The organism is Streptomyces venezuelae (assembly GCF_008642375.1).
Classification (GTDB): Bacteria; Actinomycetota; Actinomycetes; order Streptomycetales; family Streptomycetaceae; genus Streptomyces; species Streptomyces venezuelae_G.
Genome location: NZ_CP029194.1, coordinates 6,319,943 through 6,343,548 on the forward strand (window position 1 = coordinate 6,319,943; position 23,606 = coordinate 6,343,548).

Sequence of the window (23,606 nt, forward strand, 5' to 3'; positions counted from 1 at the left end):
ACGAACCTACGGATTTCGTCGCGGGCGAACAGACGCTCACAGGCGCGGACAGGGACGGCCCCGGGCGCGAGACCCGGGGCCGCCCCTGTCACGGGTGTGCTCAGAGCTCGCCGGCCGCCGTGAGCTCGGCCAGCTTCACCAGGGTGCGCACCGAGGAGCCGGTGCCGCCCTTCGGGGTGTACCCGTACGGGGCGCCCTCGTGGAAGGCCGGGCCCGCGATGTCCAGGTGGGCCCAGGTGATGCCCTCGCCCACGAACTCCTGGAGGAAGAGACCGGCGACCAGACCGCCGCCCATACGGACGCCCATGTTCGCCATGTCGGCGGTGGGGGAGTCCATGGACTTGCGCAGGTCCGCCGGGAGCGGCATCGGCCAGGACTGCTCGCCGACCTCCTCGGCGATCTCGTGGATCGCGGTCCGGTAGTCGTCGTCGTTGGCCATGATGCCGAAGGTGCGGTCGCCCAGCGCCAGGACCATCGCGCCGGTCAGGGTCGCCACGTCGACGATCGCGTCCGGGTGCTCCTCGGAGGCCCGGGTCAGCGCGTCGGCGAGGACGAGCCGGCCCTCGGCGTCGGTGTTGAGGACCTCGACGGTCTTGCCGCTGTACATGCGCAGCACGTCACCCGGGCGGGTGGCGGAGCCGGACGGCATGTTCTCGGCGAGGGCGAGCCAGCCGGTGACGTTGACGGCGAGCCCGATGCGGGACGCGGCGACGACGGCGGCGAAGACGGCGGCGGCGCCGCTCATGTCGCACTTCATCGTCTCGTTGTGGCCGGCAGGCTTCAGGGAGATGCCGCCGGAGTCGTAGGTGATGCCCTTGCCGACGAGGGCGAGGGTCCGCTCCGCCTTCGGGTGGGTGTAGGCGATCCGGACCAGGCGCGGGCCGCGGACGGCGCCCTTGCCGACGCCGAGGATGCCGCCGTAGCCGCCCTTCTCGAGCGCCTTCTCGTCGAGCACCTGCACCTTGAGGCCGTGCTCCTTGCCGGCGGCCGCGACGACGGCGGCGAACGACTCGGGGTAGAGGTCGTTCGGCGGCATGTTGATCAGGTCGCGGGCGCGGTTCATCTCCTCGGCCACGGCCTGGGCGCGCTCGGCGGCGGCCTTGTACGCCTTGTCGCGCGGCTTGGCGCCGAGCAGGGCGACCTCGGCCAGCGGCTTCTTCGCGTCCTTGCCGCTCTCCTGGTACGCGGTGTAGGCGTACGCGCCGAGCAGGGCGCCCTCCGCGACGGCGGCGGCGTCCTCGGCGGAGGCGATCGGCAGCGCGAAGGCGGCCTTCTTCGAGCCGGTCAGGGTGCGGGCGGCGGTGCCGGCGGCGCGGCGCAGGGTCTCCGCGCCGTACGACTCGCCGTCCTCGGGGGCGGAGCCCAGGCCGACGGCCAGGACGACGGGGGCCTTGAGGCCGGCGGGCGCGGGCAGCTTGATCGCCTCACCCTCGGAACCCGAGGCGCCCAGGGTCTCCAGGACGGCGGCGAGCCGCCCGTCGAAGGCCTTGTCGACGGCGTCGGCGCCCGGGGCGACGACGAGCGTCTTCCCGGACTTCGCGACGCCGACCACGAGGGCGTCGGCGCGCAGCGTCGCCGCACCGGCAGTGCTGAGAGTGAGAGCAGTCACGGTGGTGAATTCTCGCTTCCATTGAGTTCTGTGGCGGTCGAGGGATGGGCCGACCGTGCCCGCCGCATCGTATTTCGGCCCGGAGAGCGCCGAGAACGAGCCTACGCTCGCTCACCGCGTTCGCTCACGGCGGCAGTGATTCACTCATCCGTGGTGTCTCTTTCATGTTTACCGTTCAGGCTCGGAGCGCTCGTCCACACTCGCCTCAATCCCGCAAGGCGAACGCACTCGCCTTTGCACCATCTGCATCATCTCCACAGGTCCCGCCGGTCCGGCCCCGGCCCGGACGGGCCTGCCGAGGGGGGACACCACCGATGGACTCCGGCCGAATCCGCACGCCCAGAAGCGCCCGCACCACCGAGCCCCGCACCGCGCCCCGTACCGCCCGGGTCGCCGCGCTCGCCGCCGCCGCGCTGCTCGCCACCGTCATGCCGTCCGCGCAGGCCGCCGCCGCGCCGGCTCCCCGCGTCGACCTGACGGTCCTCGTCGTCGACGACGGCGGCAGCGCCGTCGGGGCGATCACCGCCGAGCTGAAGGGCTCCGGTGTCCCGTACCGCAGGATCGACCTCAACGACCCGAACCGGCCCGTCCTCGACACGGCCTTCCTCAGCGACACGCTCGACGGCCGCCCCCGCGCCAAGTACCAGGGTGTCGTCCTGCCCCACGAGAGCGCCTTCGGCCCCGACTCCGCCGAGCACACCGCGCTCCAGGCCTACGAGCGGACCTTCGGCATCCCGCAGGTCGACGCCTACACCTGGTCGCACCCCGGCGTCGGCCTCGACTACACCAACGAGGGCGGCTGGTCCGGCGTCCTCGACGGGACCACGGCCGGCGTCACCGCCGCCGGGAAGACGGGCCCCTTCAAGTACCTCGCCGGGGCGCTCACCTTCGAGGACAACGACCCGTCGATCGCCGAGAGTTACGGCTACGCGGGCCGCCCCCGCGCCGGCTACACCAGCTACGTCGACATCCCGGTCGACGGCGGCGGCCGGGCCAGCCTCGTCGGCGAGTACACCGCCGACGGACGCCGCGAGCTCGTCGTCACCTTCGCCTACAACCAGTACCAGCGGCAGTTCCGGGCCCTCGCGCGCGGCATCGTCGAATGGCTCACCCAGGGCGTCCACCTCGGCCAGAGCCGCAACTACCTCTCCGTCCACGTCGACGACGTCTTCGCCCCCGACGCCCGCTGGGACACCGCCCTCAACTGCACCCCCGGCGACTTCGACTGCGTCGAGGACGACGGCGAGGGCGTGAACCCCATCCGGATGACCGCCGCCGACGCCCGGCACGCCGCCGCCTGGCAGAAGGCCTCCGGCTTCACCCTCGACATGGTCTACAACGGCGGCCAGGGCGAGCAGTGGAAGACCGAGCACGGCGGCAGCGACCCGCTCACCGCGCAGCTCCTCGCGGACCGCGCCCAGTACCGGTGGATCAACCACACCTACACCCACCCCTTCCTCGGCTGCGTCCAGGACAACACCACCGTCCCCTGGCAGTGCGCCAAGGACGTCTCGGGCAACACCCTCTGGGTCAGCCGCTCCGAGCTCTCCGGCCAGATCCGCAACAACCACAACTGGGCCGTCGGCAAGGGCATCTCCGTCGACCGCTCCGAACTCGTCACCGGCGAGCACTCCGGTCTGAAGACCCTGCCCCAGCAGCCCGTCGACAATCCGAACCTCGCCGGCGCCCTCGCCGACAACGGCGTGAAATGGACTGCGAGCGACAACTCCCGCGAACCGCAGCAGCGTTCCGTCGGCACGGGCGGCGCCGCCGCGAAGACCGTGCCCCGCCACCCCATGAACGTGTACTACAACGTGGGCACCGCCGCCGAGATGGCCGACGAGTACAACTGGATCTACACCTCCCGCGCCGACGGCGGCAGCGGCATCTGCGAGGACAACCCCCTCTCCACCTGCCTGCCCGCCCCGCTCCCCACCACCACGGGCTATGCCGAGCGGATCGTCCCGCAGGAGGCTCGCACGGCCCTCTCCCACGTCCTCGGCAACGACCCCCGCCCGCACTACGTCCACCAGTCCAACCTGGCCGAGGAACGCCTCCTCTACCCCGTCCTCGACCGCGTGCTCGCCGACTACCGGGCCCTCTTCGCGCCCAACGCGCCCCTGGTGAACCCGCGCCAGAAGGACGTCGGCACCGAGCTGGGCCGCCGTGCCGCCTGGGACCAGGCCGTCGCCACCGGAAAGGTCACCGCCCACCGCATCGGCAGCACGGTCACCGTCAAGGCCCCCGCCGGCCTCGCCGTGCCCGTCACCGCGCCCGAGGGCACCCGGAAGCAGCTCCTGCTCGGCTCGACCGTCTTCGGCACGGGCTACGCGGGCACCCGCTCGGCCTGGACCGCGCCCGAACCGCTCCAGACCGCCGTCACACTCACGCTCCCGACCGCCTGACCAGCACGTCCTGGGGGGAACGCACATGCCGAGCAGTGGCCGCCACGTCACCATGCTCACCGAAGGCACCTATCCGCACGTCCACGGCGGCGTCAGCACCTGGTGCGACCAGCTCGTCCGCGGCATGCCGGAGGTCGACTTCGAGATCCTCGCCCTCACGGGCAGCGGCCGTGAACCCGTCACCTGGGAGCTGCCGCCCAACATCACCCGGCACACCGCGTTCCCCCTCTGGGGCCACCCGCAGGGGCCGGACACGCCCGGCCTGTTCGCCGGAGCGCGCCGGCCCCTGCGGGGGCGCGAACGCCGCCGCTTCCTCGACACGTACGAACGCCTGCTCCTCGCCCTCCTCGACCCGGGCGCGGGCTGCGACTTCGGCACGAGCCTGTACGAGCTGGCCGGACTGGCCCGGCAGGGACGGCTGACCTCCGCCCTGCGCTCCGAACCGGCCCTGCGTTCCCTGATGTGGATCTGGACCATGCCGCACCTGCCGACGCTCGCGGCCCGGCCCACCGTCCACGACGCGCTCACCGCCACCGACCTGCTGGAACACGCCCTGCGCCCGCTCGCCGCCCGGATAGCCACCGGCAGCGTGGCCCACGCCGTCTCCAGCGGCCTCGCCACGCTGCCCGCCCTCGCCGCGCAGCACTTCGAAGGGGTTCCCTTCCTGCTCACCGAACACGGCATCTACCTCCGCGAGCGCTACCTCGGCTACCGCACCGACGCGCAGCGCTGGCCCGTCAAGGCCCTCATGCTCGGCTTCTACCGCGAGCTCAACACGCTCGGCTACCGCAAGGCCGACCTCATCACCCCCTGCAACCAGTACAACCGGCGCTGGGAGGAGCGCGGCGGCGCCCCCGCCGACCGCATCCGCACCGTCTACAACGGCGTCGACCCGGCCCTCTTCCCCGAGGCCGGACCCGAACCGGAGACCCCCACCCTCAGCTGGTGCGGGCGGGTCGACCCCATCAAGGACCTCGAAACCCTGATCAGGGCGTACGCGATCTGCCGCGCCGAACTACCCGAGCTGCGGCTGCGGTTGTTCGGCCCGGTCCCCGCCGGTAACGAGGACTACCGCACACGCCTGGAGAAGCTCGCCGCCGAACTGGGCGTCACCGACGGCATCACCTTCGAGGGCCGCGTCTCCGAGGTGCCGCGCGCCTACGCGGCCGGCAGCGTCGTCATGCTCTCCTCCATCAGCGAGGGCTTCCCCTTCTCCCTCATCGAGGCGATGTCCTGCGGCCGGGCCACCGTCTCCACGGACGTCGGAGGCGTACGGGAGGCCGTCGACGACACCGGGATCGTCGTCCCGCCCCGCGAACCGGCCGTCATGGCGGCCGCCGTCACCGAACTGCTCGGGGACGGCTCCCGGCGCGCCGAACTCGGCCGCCTGGCACGGCAGCGGGTCATCGACCGGTTCACCCTGAACCGCTCGGTCGACGGCTTCCGCCAGATCTACCGCGAACTGGCCGGCGGACGGCCCGCCGCCCCCTCCCCCTCCCCGTCCCGAAGGCGTGGACGATCCGCATCCCCGCCCCCCGCCGTGCCCCCGCGCCCCTCGTGGCGGGAGGCACCCCGGCATGAGCGGCTCCCTCTGGCTGAAACCCCCGGCCACCGTCACGCCGCTCCCGGCGATCCCCCGCCCCGGCGGGGAGAAACGGGCCCAGGACCCCACCGCCGACAGCGGCCTCGCCGTCGACCCCGTCGACGAACTCGCCGCCCGCCTCGACGACTTCGTCGCCCGGGCCGTGCACCCCGACGAGATCGCCGCGCTCCTCGAGTCCGACGGCATGACCGACGACCACATCCGCCTCACCTACGGCCGCGCCGACTCCTTCGCCCTCGCCGAGGACCTCTACGCGCGCGTGGAACGGCGCCACCCCGCACCGGAGGCACCGCCCACCGGTCCCTGGCACAGCGAACTCGCGGGCTGCCTCCTGCGCGGGCTCGTCTTCGCGCTGCCCGGCCTCGCCTACGTCCTGGCCGCGCCGCTCCTCGCCGGGGGCCCCGGCCGGTTCGGGCTCCCCGGCGGAACGATCCCTCTCCTCGCCGGGGCCGTCACCGGCTGGGTGTGGAACCAGGCCCTTTCCCACCGCGCGTACACCTGGCTCGGCCTCGGCGACCGGCCCGCCGCCGCCCGCGCACTGCTCACCGGCGCCCCGGCCGGCGCCCTCGCCGGATCGGCCGTCGCCTTCGCGGCCGCCGGGCCCGGCGAGATCCCGGCGGCCCTCTTCGCCGCCGGACAGTCGCTCTACCTCGCCGCGGCCACCGTCCTGCTGGTCCTCGGCCGCGAACGGGCCCTGCTCTGCGCCCTGCTGCCGCTCGGCGGAGCGCTCCCCGCCTTCCGCTGGGACCTGCCCGACCTCCTGCGCGGCGGGCTCGTCCTCACCTCGCTCACCGCCGCCGTCGCCCTCGCGGCGCTCGTGCTCCGGCCGGGCGTGCGGCGCGGGGCGGCGGGCCGGGCCGGGCCCCCGCGCGCGGCCTCCCTCCCGTACGGACTCTTCGGCCTCGGCAGCGGCCTGCTCGTCCTCCACGCGGGCATCGGCGACACGCTCGTGAGCGGCGCCGGGGCGGTCGTCGCGCTCACCCTCTCCATGGGCCCGGCGGAATGGCTGCTGCACCGATTCCGGGGCGAGAGCCTGACCCGGCTGCGGACCCTCGCCACGGCCCGCGAGTTCCGCAGGGCGGTCACCGGCACCCTCGTCCTCTGCCTCGGCGGCTACCTCACCGTCCTCGTCTGCCTCACCCTCGTCGCGACCCTGGCCTGGCCGGGGGCGCCCTGGCCGACGCTCCCGCGCCTCGTCACGCTGCTCCTCATCGGGACCGTGCTCTGGCTGGGACTGCTGCTCCAGGCCTTCGGCGCGGTGGCGAGCGCGGCGGCCGTCTGCCTGGTCGCGGCGGCGGCGCAGACCGTGGAGCCGGCGGCGGGCCCGGCGGCGACCGGGGGAGCGGCGGCGCTGCTCGCCGTCCTCACCTGTGTTCTGCTGGTACGACCGACCGCCCACCGCGCGTAGGGGATGACCGTGACGCCGTCCCTCCTGGTGCCGTACTACGAGCACCCCGCCGACCGCCCCGAGGCCTGGTCGGCCCTCGTCGCCGCCGCGCCCTCCCTGCACGGCGTCGTCCTCAACCCGGCGAGCGGCGCGGGCAGGGCGCCCGACCCGGCCTTCGCCGAGGTCTCCGCGCGGCTGCGGGAGTCCGGTGTCCCCGTCCTCGGGTACGTGGACACCGACTACGGCCGCCGCCCGCACGCCGAGGTCGTCACCGACCTGCTCCGGCACCGCGACTGGTACGGCGCCGACGGGACCTTCCTCGACCAGGTGACGACCGCGCCCGGCGGCCTCGCCCACTACCGGCGGATCGCGGTCGCGGCCCGGGCCGCCGGGGCCGCGACCCTCGTCCTCAACCACGGCGCCCACCCGGATCCGGGGTACGAGGAGTTCGCCGACCTCCTCGTCACCTTCGAGGGCCCCTGGGACACGTACCGGACGCTCGACCTCCCGGTCGCCCCGCACTACTGCCACCTCGTCTACGCGGCCCCGCCCGGGGTCCGCCCCGCCACCCCGGTGCACTGCGCCGTCCCCGGCACGGGCGCCCACCCCTGGGGCACACTGCCGCATCTCCTGGAGCCCGCCCGATGAGACGTCTGCTGCCCCTGCTCGCGGGCCTGTTGCTCCTGGTCACGGCCTGTACGACGGCCCCCGGCCCCGACCCGAAACCCTCGCCGGACGAGCGCTGGCGGCCGAAGCCCGGCCTGGCCTGGCAGTGGCAGCTCAGCGGCCGGCTCGACCCGACGGTCGACGTCCCGGTGTACGACATCGACGGCTTCGACCACCCGGCGTCCACGGTGAAGGACCTGCACGCCCGCGGCCGCAAGGTCATCTGCTACCTCTCCACCGGAGCCTGGGAGGACTTCCGCCCGGACGCCGCCCGCTTCCCGAAGTCCGTCCTCGGTGCGGGCAACGGCTGGGACGGCGAGCGCTGGCTCGACATCCGCCGCACCGACGTCCTCGAACCGCTCATGGCGAAGCGGCTCGACATGTGCCGTGACAAGGGCTTCGACGCCGTCGAACCCGACAACATGGACGGCTACCGCAACCGCACCGGCTTCCCGCTCACCGCCGCCGACCAGCTCCGCTACAACCGCCTCATCGCCCGCCTGGCCCACGACCGGGGCCTCGCGGTGGGCCTCAAGAACGACCTGGACCAGATCCCCCGGCTGCTCCCGGACTTCGACTTCGCGGTCAACGAACAGTGCGCCGAGTACGACGAGTGCGGCCGCCTGGCGCCGTTCGTGGCGGCCGGCAAGGCGGTCTTCCACGTCGAGTACGAGCTGGACACGGGCGAGTTCTGCCCGCAGGCGCGGAAGCTGGGCCTCAGCTCGATGCTGAAGAAGTACGAGCTCGGGGTCTGGCGCAAGCCCTGCTGACGGCCGCTCGGGTCACCCCAGGGTCAGCGCGATGAGCGCCACCGTCGCCGCCGCCTCCTCCAGCGCGCCGAACACGTCGCCCGTCACCCCGCCGAAACGCCGGACGCACCGGCGGAGCAGCAGCGCCGCCGCGCACAGGGCGGCGCCGGCCGCCAGGACGTTCCGTACCGCGTCGTACGGAGAGAAGAGGAGGCCCGCGGCCGCGCACGCCACCAGGACGAGGGCGGTCGAGAGGGTCGCGGAGCGGACCGGGACCGTCTCCGCGACGATCGCGCCGAGGCCCTCGGGGCGGGCCGCGGGGACGCCGTGGCGGGAGGCGTGGGTGAGGGCGAGGCGGGCGACGGTCGCGGCGAGGGCGGCGGCGACCGTGCCGTGCGCCCAGCCCTCCTCGTACAGCCGGGTGAGGGCGGCGACCTGGGCGAGCAGGACGAGGACGATCGTGATGACGCCGAACGGCCCGATGTCCGACTGCTTCATGATGCGCAGCGCGTCCTCGGCGGGCTTGGCGCTGCCGAGGCCGTCGGCCGTGTCGGCGAGGCCGTCGAGGTGGAGGCCGCGGGTCAGCACGGCGGGGACGGCGGTGGCGGCCACCGCCGCGAGCAGCGGGCCCGACCCGAGCAGCAGGATGGTCCCGCCGAGCGCGGCGGCCGAGACTCCGACGACCAGTCCGGCCACGGGGGCGCAGAGCATGCCGGCGCGCGCCGCGTCCCGGTCCCAGCGGGTGATGCGGGCGGGGAACACCGTGAGGGTGCCGAAGGCGAAACGCAGGCCGTCCATCCGGGCAGGGTAATCGCCGCCTCCGAACGGTAGATTGCGCATACCGCGCAAATCGGAACGGGGTGGCATGGGTCACTGGTTCTCCCGCAACATCGTCGAGCCGGGCAAGCTCCCGATGCTGCTCGCTCTGACCTCCTTCGTCCTGACATTCCTGGTCACCCGTACCGTGACCCGGCTCATCCGGGCGGGGAAGGGGCCCTTCCGGAACGTCTCCTCCGGGGGCCTCCACATCCATCACGTCGTGCCCGGTGTCGTCCTCACCGTCCTCGGCGGGTTCGGCGCGGTGGCCAGCGACCGGCACGGCGTGGGCGCGTGCGTCTTCGCCGTCGTCTTCGGGGTCGGCGCGGGGCTGGTGCTCGACGAGTTCGCGCTGATCCTCCACCTCGACGACGTGTACTGGACGGACCAGGGCCGCAAGAGCGTCGAGGTGGTCGTCCTCACCGCGGCGCTGATGGGGCTCACGCTCAGCGGCTTCTCGCCGCTCGGCGTCGACGACATGACGGCGGACGAGCGCCAGGACCGGGGCACGTTCATCCTCACCCTGGTGGTGAACTTCCTCTTCGTCCTCGTCGCGCTGGTGAAGGGGAAGTTCCGGATGGCCGTGCTCGGGACCCTGATCCCGTTCGTGGCGATCGTCGGCGCCGTCCGGCTGGCCCGCCCCGGCTCCTGGTGGTCCCGGCGGTTCTACGGGCGCCGGCACAAGGCCCGCGCCCGCTCCCGCATCCGCACGTACCGCCACGACAAGCGCTGGACCAAGGTGCGGCGCCGCCTTCAGGACCTGATCGGCGGCTTCCAGGAGCGGGTCCCGGGCCGGGGCTCCACGCCGTCCTGAGTGCGTTCGCGCCAGGCCTGGACGGCGATGAGGACGAGCACGCCCGCGATGGCCGCGAGGTGCTCCTTGCCCGCCAGGTTCGGTTTGACGATCACCTCGATGACCATGGCCAGGACCACCGCGCCGCCCGTCCACCAGGCCCGGTAGCGCCAGCAGACGTAGACGGCGAGGCCCACCACCGCCGCCGACGGGCCGGTGTCGACCACCTGCGCGTCGGAGGCCGGCAGGCCGAAGGGGGTCCCCGGCCCGAGGGCGATGCCCGCGCGCGCGTACAGCGTGCCGCAGAGCGTGGCCAGATAGGCCACGCCGAGCGTCCGCCACCGCCCGAGACAGATCTCGGCGATCCCGAACACCAGCAGCACCTGGGCCAGCGCGCCCCACACGGGCAGGTCGAGCGCCGGGACGAAGAGCGAGAGCGGGGTCCGCAGCAGGGCCAGCCACAGCGGGTCCTCGGCCCGTACGGAACCGATGTCCTGGACGGGCTGATACCCCCAGTCCTGGTTCTGTACGAGCTGGAACAGGGCCGTCAGGCAGACGGCGGCCAGCGTCATCGGGACCGCGCTCACCCAAGCTCTCGACTTCGCTCGAGCAGGGAGGTGCCCCCACCGCCGGGCCACGAGCCCCGCCCGTACCGTGCCGAACAGCGGCCCCCACTCGCGGTGCGCGAAACGCGTCACGGACCCGCTCAACGCCCGCTCTCCAGGTGCTTGCGGTGCAGCCACTTCGGCAGGCCGGGGGCTTCGAGGAAGCCCTCGGCCCGGCCGGCGGCGAGGCCGATGCGCAGCAGGTCGGCGCTCTTCTCGAAGAGCATGAATCGGGGCTCCCAGATCGGTCGGTACTTGGCGTTGGCGCGGTACAGCGACTCGATCTGCCACCAGCGGGAGAAGAAGCTGAGCAGTGAACGCCACATGCGCAGCACGGGTCCCGCCCCGAGCTTCGAGCCACGTTCGAAGACGGAGCGGAACATCGCGAAGTTCAGCGAGACCTGGGTGATCCCGATCTCCTTCGCGCGCTGGAGCAGCTCGATCACCATGAACTCCATCAGACCGTTCTCGGAGTCCCGGTCACGGCGCATCAGGTCGAGCGAGAGGCCCTTCGGCCCCCAGGGCACGAAGGAGAGCACCGCCCGCAGCTCACCCTCGCCGTCGGTGCACTCCAGCATCACGCAGCGCCCGTCGTGCGGGTCCCCGAGCCGCCCCAGCGCCATCGAGAAGCCGCGCTCGGTCGCCCCGTCCCGCCAGTCGTCGGCCTTGCGGAGCAGCTCGTCCATCTCCGCGGCCGGGATGTCCTCGTGGCGCCGGATGCGGACCTCGTAACCGGCCCGCTTCACGCGGTTGAAGGCCTGCCGGACCGTCCGCATGGCCCGGCCGTCCAGGGTGAACTCGTCGGTCTCGACGATAGCTTCGTCGCCCAGCTCCAGGGCGTCGAGACCGTGCCGGGCGTAGATGACCCCGGCCTCCTCGCTCGCGCCCATCACGGCCGGGATCCAGCCGTGTTCGCGCGCCTCCGCCAGCCAGGGCTCGATCGCGCCGGGCCAGGCCTCGGGGTCGCCGATCGGGTCGCCGGACGCGAGCGAGACCCCGCCGACCACCCGGTAGGTGACGGCGGCCTTCTCGCTCGGCGACCACACGACGCTCTTCTCGCGGCGCAGTGCGAAGTAGCCGAGCGAGTCGCGTTCTCCCTGCTTGTCGAGCAGGGCCCGCAGCCGCTCCTCGTCCTCCTCGGTCAGCGGGTCGGTGGCCCGGCGGGAGCGGAAGGCGGCGAAGAGCACCGCGAAGAGCAGCAGCGTGGAGAGGACGTTGATGGTGACGTCGACCCAGCCGGGGGTGGTGATCCCGGTGAAGCGCGAGTCGTCGGTGGCCAGGGTCACCAGCCGCATCACGCCGTACCGCCAGCGCTCCAGGAAGGTGGAGTGCTCGGCCGAGGTGTTGGTGACGGTGACCAGGAACGCGGCGAACAGCGAGGTGACGAGCAGTCCGCCGACCGCGACGACCGCGGCGAGCCACGGGTTGGAGCGGTCGCCCTTCGCGTAGAACTCCTTGCGGCCGAGCAGCAGCGCCAGGACGAAGGAGGCGGTCAGTGCGAGCGAGATCCAGTTCTGGGCGTGCTGCCGGATCTCCGGGAAGACCATCACGAGGGCGAAGAGCAGCAGGAAGAGCCCGGCGAGAACCATGTTGAGGATCCACGCTGCCCGCTTGCGGCGGCGCATGGTGATCGCCAGGAACAGCGTGAAGACGCCCGAGGCGAAGCCCGCGGTGAGCATGTACGGGGTGAAGTAGTCGTCCTCGTTGTGGCGGCGCAGGTCCTGTCCGAAGGAGACCCAGACGGCGCTCAGGAAGTTGATGAACGTGACGACGCGCAGGTACCAGACGGCGTACGCGGCACTGCGTCGCGAACGGACGGTGGAGCCTCGGGGTGTTGCTTCGGCAGACAAGCGGACTTCTCCCATGAAAAGCGATCATATGGGGCATCACTTGTCGTGCGGAGACGCCGGAGGCGGCCACGCGCGCGTCGCGCGTGACCGCCCCGGAGTCGACGATCCGTCTTTCCCGCTTCTCCCCGTCAGGCCTCGGAAGCGCCCTCGGCGTCCGGAGTGGTCGGATCCGGTCGCTCGGGCAGCTCCGCGGCGAAGGCCGCCGCGGCCTGGACGAGGGGAAGCGCGAGCAATGCCCCGGTTCCCTCACCCACATGGACGCCGTGATCGAGCAGAGGGTTGAGCGCCATCCGGTCCAGTGCCTTCGCCTGCGCCGGCTCCCCGCTCACCTGCCCCGCCAGCCACCAGTCCGGCGCGCGGAACGCCGCCCGCTGCGCCACCAGCGCGCAGGCCGCCCCCACCACACCGTCCAGGATCACCGGCATCCGCCGCACCGAGGCCTGCAGCAGGAAGCCCGTCATCGCCGCCAGGTCCGCGCCGCCGACCGCCGCGAGCAGCTCCAGCTGGTCGCCGAGGACCGGCCGGGCCCGCCGCAGCGCGTCCCGGACCGCCGCGCACTTGCGCATCCACGCGAGGTCGTCGATCCCGGCGCCGCCCCGGCCCGTCACCACGGAGGCGTCCGTCCCGCACAGCGCCGCGATCAGCGTCGACGCCGGGGTCGTACCGCCCACGCTCAGGTCCCCGAGCACCACCAGATCGGTGCCCGAGTCCGCCTCCTCGTCGGCGATCGCGATGCCCAGCCGCACCGCAGCCTCGGTCTCCTCGGCCGTCAGCGCGTTCTCCACGTCGATCCGGCCGCTGCCCCGCCGCACCCGGTGGCGCACCACCTCGGCGGGCAGCAGCTCCGGCTCGCAGTCCAGACCCGCGTCCACGACCCGTACGGGAACGCTCATCGAGCGGGCCAGGACGGCGACCGGGCTCGCCCCGTCCAGGACCGCGCGCACCAGCTCGTGCGCGGAGCCGGGCGCGCGGCCCGACACGTCCAGCGAGGCCACCCCGTGGTCGCCGGCGAAGAGCAGCACCTTCGGCTGCTCGATCGCCCGCACCTTGACCGAGGCCTGCGCGGCCGAGAGCCACTCACCGAGCTCGTCGAGCCGGCCGAGCGCGCCGGGCGGCACGGTCAGCCGCTCGCGGCGCTCTTCGGCGTCCCGCCGGATCCCCCCGTCGGGGCGCTCGATCAGATCGGAGAAGTCGTCCAGGTTCACGGGTTCCGCCTTGTGACAATCAGCGAGGGCCATCGGTGTGGGAACCCTACCCGCGCAGCACCAGAGCCTGTCCTGCGACCACGAGGAGGACCTCCTCGCACTCCTCGGCGAAGGCCGCGTTCAGCCGGCCCAGCTCGTCCCGGAACCGCCGCCCCGACGCCGTGCCCGGCACGACCCCCGAGCCCGTCTCGTTGGTCACCGCCACGACCGTGCGGCGCGTCGCCCGCACCGCCGCGACCAGCTCCGCCGTCCGCTCCCGCAGCGCCGCCTGCCCGCCGTCCGCCCACCGCTCGTCGTCCCAGGCGCCCACCCGGTCCATGGCGTCCGTCAGCCACAGCGACAGGCAGTCGATGAGGAGCGCCGGACCGTCCTCGGCGAGCAGCGGTACAAGGTCACAGGTCTCGGCGGTACGCCACGCACCCGGCCGACGCTCCCGGTGGAGCCCCACCCGCTCCGCCCAGTCCGGGTCGCCCTCCCGGGTCCCGCCCGTCGCCACGTACAGCACCTCGGGGAAGGTCTCCAGACGACGCTCGGCCTCCACGGACTTCCCCGACCGGGCCCCGCCCGTCACCAGCGTCCGCCGGGGCACGTCCGGCACCTCGTGGTACTCGCCGACGTACAGCGTCGTCCCGTCCGGCACCGCCCGCGCCCCCGCCGCCGCGAGCCGCCGGTCCAGCGCGGCACCCGTCGGCACGTCGTGGTCCAGATGGACGGCGATCACCTCGGTGGCCGGGCCGACCGCCCCGGTCGCCCGCAGCCGGGCGATGGCGTCCGGACGGCCCGTCACATCGGCGACGACCATGTCGTACGGCAGGCCGTGGTCCTCCGGAAGCCCCGCCGGAGCCCCGCCCGGCGGCAGGTAGAGCAGCCGCTCGCCGTCCGCGGAGGTCACCTCGTAGCCGGTGCCGGGGGAGTCCATCGGCACCGCCCGCACCCGGTGCCCGCTGATCAGCGTCAACTCTCTGCCGTCCGGCACCCGGCCCGCCGTCGGCAGCCCGGCCGGCACCTCCACGGCGGGCCCGTCGTGCGGATGCGTGAGCAGCACCTGCCGCACGCCCACGAGCGAGTGGCCCGAACGGGCCGCCGCGAGCGCGGCCCCCGGGGTGAGATCGAGCAGCAGAGCCCCGTCCAGGAGCAGCGCGGTCGCGGCCCGGACACGGGTTCCACGGGAGAGCGCGCAGACGGCGCAGGGGCAGTCGGGGCGGGGGAGCCCGAGGGGGGCGCCGGTGCCGAGCAGAGTCAGTTCCACCCTCAGATCCTCCCGCGCCGCCGCGAGGCGTGCGCGCCCGGCTACGCTGCGGGCAGGAAACCGATCATCCGGTGAGCGCCTGGAGGCGGACATGGCATGGACGTGGCGGTTCGAGAAGTCCGACGGCACGGAGGTCGAGCCGGTGGTGACTCCCGAGGAGTTCACCACCCAGGGCGACGCCGAGAGCTGGATCGGCGAGCACTGGCGTGACCTCCTGGGCGGCGGCGCGGACCAGGTGACGCTCTCGGAGGACGGCGCCAAGATCTACGGCCCGATGCCGCTGGACGCGGAGGGCTAGGGGGTGTCCGGAAGGTAGCGCCGTCTGCCCGCGGGCCAGGCGGGACTTTCCGGGCACGCCCTAGAGCGCCCGGCCCCCGTTGTGGTCATGCCTTCCGCCGGAGCGGAGGGGATGGGCACAGCGGGGGCGCACTCGCAGGACCCGGCTCAGCCGCGGACGCCGCACAGGTGCAGCAGCGCCGCGATCCGCCGGTACGGATCCGTGCGGCCCGCGCGCTCCTCGGCGGCGAGCAGCCGGTCCAGCTCCTCGGCGGCGGGCAGGCCCGTCTCGGCCGGGATGCCGTCGGTGAAGACCCGCACGCCGTACCAGGCGTGCAGCGGTGCCGCGATCCCCGCGAGCGTCGACGTCAGGGCGTCGAGCCGGTCGGCCCGCACCTTCACGCCGTTGTCGTCGGTGTAGACATCGGTGTCGAAGCCCGTGAGGGCCCCGGACCAGTCGCCGGCCAGCCCCGGGCGCATGGCGAGCGCCTCGCCGTTCCGCACGACGAGGGAGAGCAGGCCACCGGGGGCCAGCATCCGGGCAAGACCCGCCAGCAGCGCGTCCGGCTCGTCCGCGTACATGAGGACGCCGTGGCAGAGCACCACGTCGAAGCTGCCGGGCAGGAAGTGGACGCCGGTCTCGCGTCCGTCGCCCTCGATCAGCCGGACCCGCTCGCGGATCCCGGCGGGCTCCGTGGCGAGCGACTCGCGCGCCGCCTTCAGCAGCTCGGGATCGGCCTCCAGGCCGGTCACGGTGTGTCCGGCGCGGGCCAGGCGCAGTGCCTGCGTGCCCTGACCCATGCCCGCGTCGAGGATCCGCAGCCGCTGCCCCACGGGGTAGCGCGCGGATATCTGCTCGTCGAGCTGGCGGGCGATGACCTCCTGCCGGATGGTGTCGCGCAGCCCGCCGTACCCGGCGGGCCAGTGCACGACGGCGGGCAGCACGGCGCCGCCCGTCACCGACCCGTCCATGCCGGACGTACGGTCATCGACAGCGCGCTCGCCGAAGGCGTGCCCGCCGAGGGCCGAGCTGTCGGCGCTCAGGGCCGCTCTCCGCGCTTGACCTGCGGCTTCGGCAGCCGCAGTCGGCGCATCTGGAGCGTACGCATGAGGCCGTAGGCCACGGCTCCGCGCTTCGGCTCGTTCGGGAAGCGCTCGTTCAGCTGCTTGCGCAGCCGGATCCAGATGCCGACCGAGTCGATCACGATCAGGATGATCACGCCGAGCCAGAGCAGCAGGGAGATGTTCTGCAGGCTGCGGTTGGCGTTCCCGAACAGCGACAGCACGAGGATCACCACGGCCATCGGCAGGAAGAACTCGGCGATCGCGAAGCGCGAGTCGACGAAATCGCGCACGAACCTGCGCACCGGGCCCTTGTCGCGGGCGGGCAGATAACGCTCGTCGCCGCTCGCCAGCGCCTCGCGCTGCCGGGCCAGGTCCGAGCGACGCGCCTCGCGCTGACGCTTGGCGGCCTCCTTGCGGTCGGTCGGCACCGTCGCGGCACGCCGACGCTGGGTCTGCGCTTCGCTCCGCTTCGGTGTCGGGCGGCCCTTGGGGGCCTCGGGGTCGCGGGGCTGCTTGGTGGAGAGGTCCGCCGTCACCTTGTCGGTGGGGGCCTTCTCGTCCTTCGAACGGCTACGGAACACAAAACCCAAGGGTACGGGGTGGCGGGCATGGACCCCAGCCCGGGCGGGAACGATCCGCTAACGGACTGCGTCTACGGCGGTACGTACGGAGGACGCGCGAGGGTTCCCCCTAGATCCGTCTACACCCTGGGCGGGAGGGAGACCGGTGCGTAGTCGTCCTTGGGGAGGAGCGCATCGCGCTCCGAACAGTGCGGTAATGGAGACAGGGCCCGTACTGTGGACCTGTTGGAGAGCTGGAGCCGAAGTCCGTCAGAAGGGGGCGCGCGAAGCCCATGAGCGGTGTCATGAAGCGTATGGGGATGATCTTCCGCGCGAAGGCGAACAAGGCCCTTGACCGGGCCGAGGATCCGCGCGAGACGCTCGATTACTCCTATCAGAAGCAGCTGGAGCTGCTGCAGAAGGTGCGGCGCGGCGTGGCCGACGTCGCCACCTCCCGCAAGCGGCTCGAACTCCAGCTGAACCAGTTGCAGGGCCAGTCCGCCAAGCTGGAGGACCAGGGCCGCAAGGCGCTGGCGCTCGGCCGCGAGGACCTGGCGCGCGAGGCGCTGTCCCGGCGGGCCGCGCTCCAGCAGCAGGTCAGCGACCTGGAGGTGCAGCACCAGACGCTGCAGGGCGAGGAGGAGAAGCTGACGCTCGCCGCGCAGCGCCTCCAGGCCAAGGTCGACGCCTTCCGCACGAAGAAGGAGACGATCAAGGCGACCTACACGGCCGCACAGGCCCAGACCCGGATCGCCGAGTCGTTCTCCGGCATCTCGGAGGAGATGAGCGACGTCGGTCTCGCGATCCAGCGGGCCGAGGACAAGACCGCCCAGCTCCAGGCGCGCGCGGGCGCGATCGACGAGCTGCTCGCCTCGGGCGCCCTGGACGACCAGTCCGGGCTCGCCAAGGACGACATCCAGGCGGAGCTGGACCGGCTCTCGGGCGGTACGGACGTCGAGCTGGAGCTCCAGCGGATGAAGGCCGAGCTGGCCGGTGGCCCCTCGGCGCAGAAGCAGGCGATCGAGGGCGGCGGCGCGGCCGCGCCGCAGGACCAGACGCCGCAGCAGCAGTCCCACCCGCGTTTCGAGAAGTAGGCGACAGACAGGACGCGTCATGATCGTACGGATCATGGGGGAGGGCCAGTGGAAGCTGGCCGACAGCCACCTCGTGGAGCTGAACAGGCTCGACGACGAGCTGCTCGAAGAGATGGAGTCGGGGGACCAGGAAGGGTTCCGGCGCACGCTGCACGCCCTTCTCGACGCCGTCCGCCTGATCGGCGAGCCGCTCCCCGACGACGCCCTGGAGCCCTCGGAGCTCATCCTCCCGGCTCCGGACGCGGGCCTCGACGAGGTCCGAGCGATGCTCCGCGACGACGGCCTGATCCCGGGCTGACGTCCACCCCGCGCCTTCGGTGCCCCCTCGCCCCCACCGGGGCGGTGGGGCACCGTGCTTTCCCGCCGCGGGCGCTTTCCCCGTACCGTTCTTCGACGTGACCCCCACCGGCCCTGCCACCGGCACCCTCTACGTCCGCCTCCGCGACTGGTTCCGCGCCCACCCGCTCGCCTTCGACGCGACCATCGCCGCCGGCACGCTCGTCTGCATGATCGCCGCCTCTTTCACCGACCCGCACGGCAGCCCGGAGGGGCCGACCTTCGGTGACCGCGCCCCCGACGCGGGAAGCGTGCTGATCATGGCCATCGGGGCCGCCGCGCTGGTGCTGCGCCGCCGGCGCCCCTTCGCGGTGCTCTGCTTCACGGTCACGATCTGCTTCGTGGAGCTGGTCGACGACGTCCGTCCCGCCCCGATCGCGATGAGCGCCGTCGTCGCGCTCTACACGGTCGCCGCCCGCACCGACCGCCACACCACCTGGCGCGTCGGGCTCGTCACGATGGCGCTCCTCACCGCCGCCGCCATGATCTTCGGCCCGACCAGCTGGTACGCGCAGGAGAACCTCGGCGTCTTCGCCTGGACCGGCATGGCCGCCGCGGCCGGGGACGCCGTCCGCAGCCGTCGCGCCTTCGTCGACGCGATCCGCGAGCGGGCCGAGCGGGCCGAACGCACCCGCGAGGAGGAGGCGGGCCGTCGGGTCGCCGAGGAGCGGCTGCGCATCGCCCGCGACCTCCACGACGTCGTCGCCCACCACATCGCCCTGGTCAACGTCCAGGCCGGGGTCGCCGCCCACGTCATGGACAAGCGCCCCGACCAGGCCAAGGAGGCCCTCGCACACGTCCGCGAGGCCAGCCGCTCCGCCCTCGACGAGCTCCGCGCCACCGTCGGGCTGCTGCGCCAGTCCGGCGACCCCGAGGCGCCCACCGAGCCCGCCCCCGGCCTCGCCGTCCTCGACGGGCTCCTCGACAGCTTCCGCAAGGCCGGCCTTCCGGTCGCCCTGGCACGCGCGGACGGCGACGGGGCGCTGCCCGCGACGGTCGACCTGGCCGCGTACCGGATCGTGCAGGAGGCCCTCACCAACGTCCGCAAGCACGCGGGACCGGACGCCGAGGCGGAGGTGAGCGTCGTCAGGGTGGGCCGTACGGTCGAGATCACCGTCCTCGACAACGGCACCCCGCAGCCCGGCGTCCCCGCCGACTCCGGTGGCCACGGCCTCCTCGGCATGCGCGAGCGGGTCAGCGCCCTCGGCGGCACCCTGACCGCCGCACCCCGCTACGGCGGCGGCTTCCGCGTCCAGGCGATACTGCCCGTGACGACCCGTACGGGGGAGGACGCATGACGATCCGGGTACTGCTCGCCGACGACCAGGCCCTGCTCCGCAGCGCCTTCAAGGTCCTGGTCGACTCCGAACCGGACATGGAGGTGGTCGGCGAGGCCGCCGACGGCGCCCAGGCCGTCGACCTGGCCCGCGCCGAGCGGCCGGACGTCGTCCTCATGGACATCCGGATGCCCGGCACGGACGGCCTCGCCGCGACCCGCGCGATCACCGCGGACCCCGAGCTGTCGGCCGTACGCATCGTCATGCTCACCACCTTCGAGGTCGACGAGTACGTCGTGCAGTCCCTGCGCGCCGGGGCCTCCGGCTTCCTCGGCAAGGGCGCCGAACCGGAGGAGCTGCTCGGCGCGATCCGGATCGCCCACGCCGGCGAGGCGCTGCTCTCCCCGGCCGCGACCAAGGGCCTCATCGCCACCTTCCTCGCCCAGGGCGGCGGGCTCGAACCCGCCGAGGGCGACCGGCCCTACTCCGAGCGGCTCGCCGCGCTCACCGCCCGCGAGCGCGAGGTCCTCGTCCTCGTCGGCGGCGGCCTCTCCAACGACGAGATCGCCGAGCGGCTCGACGTCAGCCCGCTCACCGTGAAGACGCATGTCAACCGGACCATGGCCAAGCTCGGCGCCCGCGACCGCGCCCAGCTGGTCGTCACGGCGTACGAATCGGGACTGGTACGTCCGAGGGTGGAGTGACCGAAGGCCCCGGCGTACTCCAGACGCGGTATGCGCGGGACAAGGATGTGGACCCGGGGGCCGAGGACTTCCGGCGGGGGATGGCAGATCGTATAGGCGGGGAGGGCACCTCCGGCGGTTGACGGCCGGGGTCTTGGCTGCTCCCGCCTGCCGACGAGTACGCCACAGAAGAGAGACCCCATGTCCTGGCTGTCCAGATTCAGCCTCGCGCAACGGGCCCTGATCGGGCTGATGTCCATCGTCGCGATCGTGTTCGGGGCGATCGCGATACCGCAGCTGAAGCAGCAGTTGCTGCCCTCGATCGAGCTCCCCATGGTCTCGGTCCTCGCCCCGTACCAGGGCGCCTCTCCCGATGTGGTCGAGAAGCAGGTCGTCGAGCCGCTGGAGAACAGTCTCAAGGCCGTCGACGGTCTGAAGTCGGTCACCTCCACCGCCTCCGAGGGCAGCGCCGTCATCATGGCGTCCTTCGACTACGGCGACGAGTCGACCAAGCAGCTCGTCGCCGACGTCCAGCAGGCGGTGAACCGCGCCCGCGCCCAGCTGCCCGACTCCGTCGACCCGCAGGTCGTCGCCGGCTCGACGGACGACATGCCGACCGTCGTCCTCGCCGCCTCCTCGGACAAGGACCCGCAGGCTCTCGCCGACCAGCTGCAGAAGACCGTCGTCCCCGCCCTGGAGGACATCGAGGGCGTCGGCCAGGTCTCGATCGACGGCGTCCAGGACCTCCAGGTCTCGGTCACCCCGGACGAGCGCAAGCTCGCCGCGGCCGGCCTCAGCACCATGAAGCTCGCCGAGGTGCTCCGCTCCGGCGGCGCCACGATGCCGGCCGGCTCCTTCTCCGAGGCCGGCAAGAGCCGCACGATCCAGGTCGGCGGCGGCTACACCTCCCTGCGGCAGATCGAGGACCTGCGCATCCCGTCGGCCACCCCCGGCAAGGGCAAGGCGGTCCGCCTCGGCGACGTCGCCACCGTCCGCCAGGAGGAGTCCCAGCGCGTCTCCCTCACCCGCACGAACGGCAAGCCCAGCCTCGCCGTCATGGCCACCATGGACAAGGACGGCAGCGCCGTCGCCATCTCCGACGCCGTCGAGGAGAAGCTGCCCGAGCTGCGCCGCGACCTCGGCGCGGGCGCCGAGCTGACCGTCGTCTCCGATCAGGGCCCGGCCGTCGCCAAGGCGATCTCCGGCCTGACCACGGAGGGCGCGCTCGGCCTCGTCATGGCCGTCCTGGTGATCCTGGTCTTCCTGACGTCGATCCGCTCGACCCTGGTCACCGCGGTCTCCATCCCGCTGTCGGTCGTCCTGGCCCTGATCGTGCTGTGGACCCGCGACCTCTCGCTCAACATGCTGACCCTCGGCGCGCTCACCATCGCCATCGGCCGGGTCGTCGACGACTCGATCGTGGTCCTGGAGAACATCAAGCGCCACCTGGGCTACGGCGAGGAGCGCCAGGCCGCGATCGTCACCGCGGTCCGCGAGGTGGCCGGCGCCGTCACCTCCTCGACCCTCACCACCGTCGCCGTCTTCCTGCCGATCGGCCTGGTCGGGGGCATGGTCGGCGAGCTGTTCGGCTCCTTCTCGCTGACGGTGACGGCGGCCCTGCTCGCCTCGCTGCTCGTCTCCCTGACCGTGGTCCCGGTCCTCTCGTACTGGTTCCTGCGCGCCCCCAAGGGCACGTCGGAGGACCCGGAGGAGGCCCGTCGACTGGCCGAGGAGAAGGAGGAGAAGAGCCGGCTCCAGCGCGCGTACGTGCCGGTCCTGCGCTTCGCGACCCGGCGCAGGCTCACCAGCGTGGCCATCGCCCTCGTCGTCCTGGTCCTCACCTTCGGCATGGGCGGCCTCCTGAAGACGAACTTCTTCGACCCGGGCGAGCAGGAGGTGCTCAGCATCCGCCAGGAGCTGGCGCCCGGCACCAGCCTGAGCGCCTCCGACGAGGCCGCGAAGAAGGTCGAGAAGGTCCTCGCGGAGACCGAGGGCGTCAAGGACTACCAGGTCACCGTCGGTTCCTCCGGCTTCATGGCGGCCTTCGGCGGCGGCACCGGCTCCAACCAGGCCTCGTACAAGGTCAGCCTGGAGAGCTCGGACGCCTACGAGAAGGTCCGCGACTCCGTCGAGAAGGCGCTCGCGGGCCTCGACGGCATCGGCGACACCACCATCGCGGCCGGCGACGGCTTCGGCAGCCAGGACCTGAGCGTGGTCGTCAAGGCCGCCGACGCGAAGGTCCTGGAGCAGGCCTCCGAGCAGGTCCGCACGGCGATCGCCGGGATGAAGGACGTCACCGACGTCCAGAGCGACCTCTCGCAGTCCGTCCCGCGCATCTCCGTCAAGGCCAACGCCAAGGCGGCCGACGCGGGCTTCGACACCGGCACGCTGGGCATGGTGGTCGCCCAGGCCGTCCGGGGCACCCCGGCCGCCAAGGCGATCCTCGACGACAGCGAGCGGGACGTCCTCATCACCTCGGCGAAGCCCGCCACCACCCTCGCCGAGCTCAAGGCCCTGCCGCTCGGCCCGGTGAAGCTGGGCGACATCGCCACCGTCGAGCTGGTCCCCGGCCCGGTCTCCATGACCCGGATCGACGGCGCCCGCGCGGCGACGGTCACGGCCAAGCCGACCGGTGACAACACCGGCGCGGTCAGCGCCTCGCTCCAGTCGAAGATCGACGCGCTGGACCTGCCCGAGGGCGCCGGCGTCAGCATCGGCGGTGTCTCCGAGGACCAGTCCGAGGCCTTCCTCAACCTGTTCCTGGCGATGCTCGCGGCCGTCGCGATCGTCTTCATGCTGCTCGTGGCGACCTTCCGGTCGCTGATCCAGCCGCTGATCCTGCTGGTCTCGATCCCCTTCGCGGCGACCGGCGCGATCGGTCTGCTCGTGGTCACCGACACCGCGATGGGCGTTCCGGCGATGATCGGCATGCTGATGCTCATCGGCATCGTCGTGACCAACGCGATCGTCCTGATCGACCTGATCAACCAGTACCGGGCCCAGGGCCTCGGCGTCGTCGAAGCGGTGATCGAGGGTGGCCGGCACCGGCTCCGCCCGATCCTCATGACCGCCCTGGCGACGATCTTCGCCCTGCTGCCGATGGCCCTCGGCATCACCGGCGAGGGCGGCTTCATCGCCCAGCCGCTCGCCGTGGTCGTGATCGGCGGCCTGGTCACCTCGACGCTGCTGACCCTGCTTCTCGTCCCGACGCTCTACGCGATGGTGGAGCTCCGCAAGGAGCGCCGCGCGAAGAAGAAGGCGGCGAAGAAGGGCGAGAAGGCGACCAAGGCGGCCAGGAAGGGCGAGAAGACGGAGATCCCGGACCAGGGGGACGTGACCCCGGTGGACGCCACCCTGCTGGACATCCTCGACTGATCA

19 protein-coding genes and 1 pseudogene are annotated in these 23,606 nt (G+C 72.8%); 12 read left to right on the forward strand and 8 right to left on the reverse strand.

Features of this window, described 5'->3' with window-relative positions; genetic code table 11:
• Positions 1-100 precede the first annotated feature (100 nt).
• Entirely contained in the window at positions 101-1,609 is a 1,509-nt protein-coding gene (locus DEJ46_RS28920) for a leucyl aminopeptidase (protein ID WP_150271019.1), read from the reverse strand.
• Positions 1,610-1,923: 314 nt separating this feature from the next.
• Here DEJ46_RS28920 and DEJ46_RS28925 point away from each other — a divergent pair, with 314 nt between their 5' ends.
• The 5 genes and pseudogenes from DEJ46_RS28925 to DEJ46_RS28945 all read left to right on the forward strand — a co-directional run bounded on the left by DEJ46_RS28925 (position 1,924) and on the right by DEJ46_RS28945 (position 8,440).
• Entirely contained in the window at positions 1,924-4,014 is a 2,091-nt protein-coding gene (locus DEJ46_RS28925; protein ID WP_150271021.1) for a hypothetical protein, read from the forward strand.
• Between the two features lie 25 nt (positions 4,015-4,039).
• Positions 4,040-5,485, forward strand: a pseudogene (gene pelF / locus DEJ46_RS28930) (GT4 family glycosyltransferase PelF); the annotation flags it as partial.
• 106 nt (positions 5,486-5,591) lie between these two features.
• Positions 5,592-7,025 carry a hypothetical protein gene (locus DEJ46_RS28935; protein ID WP_150271023.1) on the forward strand — a complete coding sequence of 478 codons (1,434 nt, stop codon included), beginning with the start codon at positions 5,592-5,594 and terminating at the stop codon, positions 7,023-7,025.
• A 3-nt stretch (positions 7,026-7,028) separates the two neighbouring features.
• Positions 7,029-7,652, forward strand: a complete 624-nt coding sequence (locus DEJ46_RS28940; protein WP_150271024.1) for a spherulation-specific family 4 protein — start codon at positions 7,029-7,031, stop codon at positions 7,650-7,652.
• Positions 7,649-8,440, forward strand: coding sequence for an endo alpha-1,4 polygalactosaminidase (locus DEJ46_RS28945; RefSeq protein ID WP_150274867.1), 792 nt, complete (start codon positions 7,649-7,651; stop codon positions 8,438-8,440). The genes DEJ46_RS28940 and DEJ46_RS28945 overlap by 4 nt, the downstream gene beginning before the upstream one ends.
• 12 nt (positions 8,441-8,452) lie before the next feature.
• Here DEJ46_RS28945 and DEJ46_RS28950 read toward each other — a convergent pair whose 3' ends face one another.
• Positions 8,453-9,259, reverse strand: a complete 807-nt coding sequence (locus tag DEJ46_RS28950) for an adenosylcobinamide-GDP ribazoletransferase (protein ID WP_150271026.1) — start codon at positions 9,257-9,259, stop codon at positions 8,453-8,455.
• 25 nt (positions 9,260-9,284) lie between these two features.
• Between DEJ46_RS28950 and DEJ46_RS28955 the strand changes: the two genes are divergently transcribed.
• Positions 9,285-10,049 (forward strand): hypothetical protein, encoded by a 765-nt coding sequence (locus tag DEJ46_RS28955; protein ID WP_150271028.1) that lies wholly within the window; start codon positions 9,285-9,287, stop codon positions 10,047-10,049.
• On the opposite strand, the gene DEJ46_RS39325 is transcribed toward DEJ46_RS28955, so the two are convergent.
• From DEJ46_RS39325 to DEJ46_RS28975, 4 genes are all read right to left on the reverse strand, one after another.
• Positions 9,989-10,738, reverse strand: a complete 750-nt coding sequence (locus tag DEJ46_RS39325; RefSeq protein WP_190622948.1) for a hypothetical protein — start codon at positions 10,736-10,738, stop codon at positions 9,989-9,991. The genes DEJ46_RS28955 and DEJ46_RS39325 overlap by 61 nt on opposite strands.
• On the reverse strand, positions 10,735-12,498 hold the full coding sequence (locus DEJ46_RS28965; RefSeq protein ID WP_150271030.1) for a phosphatidylglycerol lysyltransferase domain-containing protein: 1,764 nt from the start codon (positions 12,496-12,498) through the stop codon (positions 10,735-10,737). The genes DEJ46_RS39325 and DEJ46_RS28965 overlap by 4 nt, the downstream gene beginning before the upstream one ends.
• 113 nt (positions 12,499-12,611) lie before the next feature.
• Positions 12,612-13,688 (reverse strand): nicotinate-nucleotide--dimethylbenzimidazole phosphoribosyltransferase, encoded by a 1,077-nt coding sequence (gene cobT, locus DEJ46_RS28970; protein WP_150271031.1) that lies wholly within the window; start codon positions 13,686-13,688, stop codon positions 12,612-12,614.
• Between the two features lie 46 nt (positions 13,689-13,734).
• Positions 13,735-14,937 (reverse strand): bifunctional adenosylcobinamide kinase/adenosylcobinamide-phosphate guanylyltransferase, encoded by a 1,203-nt coding sequence (locus DEJ46_RS28975; RefSeq protein WP_150271034.1) that lies wholly within the window; start codon positions 14,935-14,937, stop codon positions 13,735-13,737.
• A gap of 91 nt (positions 14,938-15,028) precedes the next feature.
• Between DEJ46_RS28975 and DEJ46_RS28980 the strand changes: the two genes are divergently transcribed.
• Positions 15,029-15,235 carry a hypothetical protein gene (locus DEJ46_RS28980; protein ID WP_024758380.1) on the forward strand — a complete coding sequence of 69 codons (207 nt, stop codon included), beginning with the start codon at positions 15,029-15,031 and terminating at the stop codon, positions 15,233-15,235.
• Positions 15,236-15,381: 146 nt separating this feature from the next.
• Here DEJ46_RS28980 and DEJ46_RS28985 read toward each other — a convergent pair whose 3' ends face one another.
• The gene (locus DEJ46_RS28985) at positions 15,382-16,185 is read right to left on the reverse strand and encodes a class I SAM-dependent methyltransferase (protein WP_411757789.1); all 804 of its coding nucleotides are present in this window, start codon (positions 16,183-16,185) and stop codon (positions 15,382-15,384) included.
• 68 nt (positions 16,186-16,253) lie between these two features.
• Positions 16,254-16,859 carry a DUF3043 domain-containing protein gene (locus DEJ46_RS28990; RefSeq protein WP_150271036.1) on the reverse strand — a complete coding sequence of 202 codons (606 nt, stop codon included), beginning with the start codon at positions 16,857-16,859 and terminating at the stop codon, positions 16,254-16,256.
• A gap of 272 nt (positions 16,860-17,131) precedes the next feature.
• On the opposite strand from DEJ46_RS28990, the gene DEJ46_RS28995 reads away from it, so the two are divergent.
• The 5 genes from DEJ46_RS28995 (at position 17,132) to DEJ46_RS29015 (ending at position 23,603) form a co-directional block, all read left to right on the forward strand.
• Entirely contained in the window at positions 17,132-17,932 is an 801-nt protein-coding gene (locus DEJ46_RS28995; protein WP_150271038.1) for a PspA/IM30 family protein, read from the forward strand.
• A 19-nt stretch (positions 17,933-17,951) separates the two neighbouring features.
• Positions 17,952-18,230: a PspA-associated protein PspAA gene (gene pspAA, locus DEJ46_RS29000; RefSeq protein ID WP_150271040.1), complete on the forward strand. Its 279-nt coding sequence runs from the start codon at positions 17,952-17,954 to the stop codon at positions 18,228-18,230.
• 97 nt (positions 18,231-18,327) lie between these two features.
• Positions 18,328-19,566 carry a sensor histidine kinase gene (locus DEJ46_RS29005; protein ID WP_190622949.1) on the forward strand — a complete coding sequence of 413 codons (1,239 nt, stop codon included), beginning with the start codon at positions 18,328-18,330 and terminating at the stop codon, positions 19,564-19,566.
• Entirely contained in the window at positions 19,563-20,249 is a 687-nt protein-coding gene (locus DEJ46_RS29010; RefSeq protein WP_150271041.1) for a response regulator, read from the forward strand. The genes DEJ46_RS29005 and DEJ46_RS29010 overlap by 4 nt, the downstream gene beginning before the upstream one ends.
• 180 nt (positions 20,250-20,429) lie before the next feature.
• On the forward strand, positions 20,430-23,603 hold the full coding sequence (locus DEJ46_RS29015) for an efflux RND transporter permease subunit (protein WP_150271043.1): 3,174 nt from the start codon (positions 20,430-20,432) through the stop codon (positions 23,601-23,603).
• Positions 23,604-23,606 lie beyond the last annotated feature (3 nt).

What these genes read in the sequence shown, in the direction of transcription:
- DEJ46_RS28935 (WP_150271023.1), top strand. Translation starts at nt 5,592, where the DNA reads ATGAGCGGCTCCCTCTGGCTGAAACCCCCGGCCACCGTCACGCCGCTC.
- DEJ46_RS28980 (WP_024758380.1), top strand. Translation starts at nt 15,029, where the DNA reads ATGGCATGGACGTGGCGGTTCGAGAAGTCCGACGGCACGGAGGTCGAG.
- DEJ46_RS28925 (WP_150271021.1), top strand. Translation starts at nt 1,924, where the DNA reads ATGGACTCCGGCCGAATCCGCACGCCCAGAAGCGCCCGCACCACCGAG.
- pspAA (WP_150271040.1), top strand. Translation starts at nt 17,952, where the DNA reads ATGATCGTACGGATCATGGGGGAGGGCCAGTGGAAGCTGGCCGACAGC.
- DEJ46_RS29010 (WP_150271041.1), top strand. Translation starts at nt 19,563, where the DNA reads ATGACGATCCGGGTACTGCTCGCCGACGACCAGGCCCTGCTCCGCAGC.
- DEJ46_RS28950 (WP_150271026.1), bottom strand. Translation starts at nt 9,259, where the DNA reads ATGCGCAATCTACCGTTCGGAGGCGGCGATTACCCTGCCCGGATGGAC.
- DEJ46_RS28955 (WP_150271028.1), top strand. Translation starts at nt 9,285, where the DNA reads ATGGGTCACTGGTTCTCCCGCAACATCGTCGAGCCGGGCAAGCTCCCG.
- DEJ46_RS29015 (WP_150271043.1), top strand. Translation starts at nt 20,430, where the DNA reads ATGTCCTGGCTGTCCAGATTCAGCCTCGCGCAACGGGCCCTGATCGGG.
- DEJ46_RS28965 (WP_150271030.1), bottom strand. Translation starts at nt 12,498, where the DNA reads ATGGGAGAAGTCCGCTTGTCTGCCGAAGCAACACCCCGAGGCTCCACC.
- DEJ46_RS28985 (WP_411757789.1), bottom strand. Translation starts at nt 16,185, where the DNA reads ATGGACGGGTCGGTGACGGGCGGCGCCGTGCTGCCCGCCGTCGTGCAC.
- DEJ46_RS28945 (WP_150274867.1), top strand. Translation starts at nt 7,649, where the DNA reads ATGAGACGTCTGCTGCCCCTGCTCGCGGGCCTGTTGCTCCTGGTCACG.
- DEJ46_RS28940 (WP_150271024.1), top strand. Translation starts at nt 7,029, where the DNA reads ATGACCGTGACGCCGTCCCTCCTGGTGCCGTACTACGAGCACCCCGCC.
- DEJ46_RS28995 (WP_150271038.1), top strand. Translation starts at nt 17,132, where the DNA reads ATGAGCGGTGTCATGAAGCGTATGGGGATGATCTTCCGCGCGAAGGCG.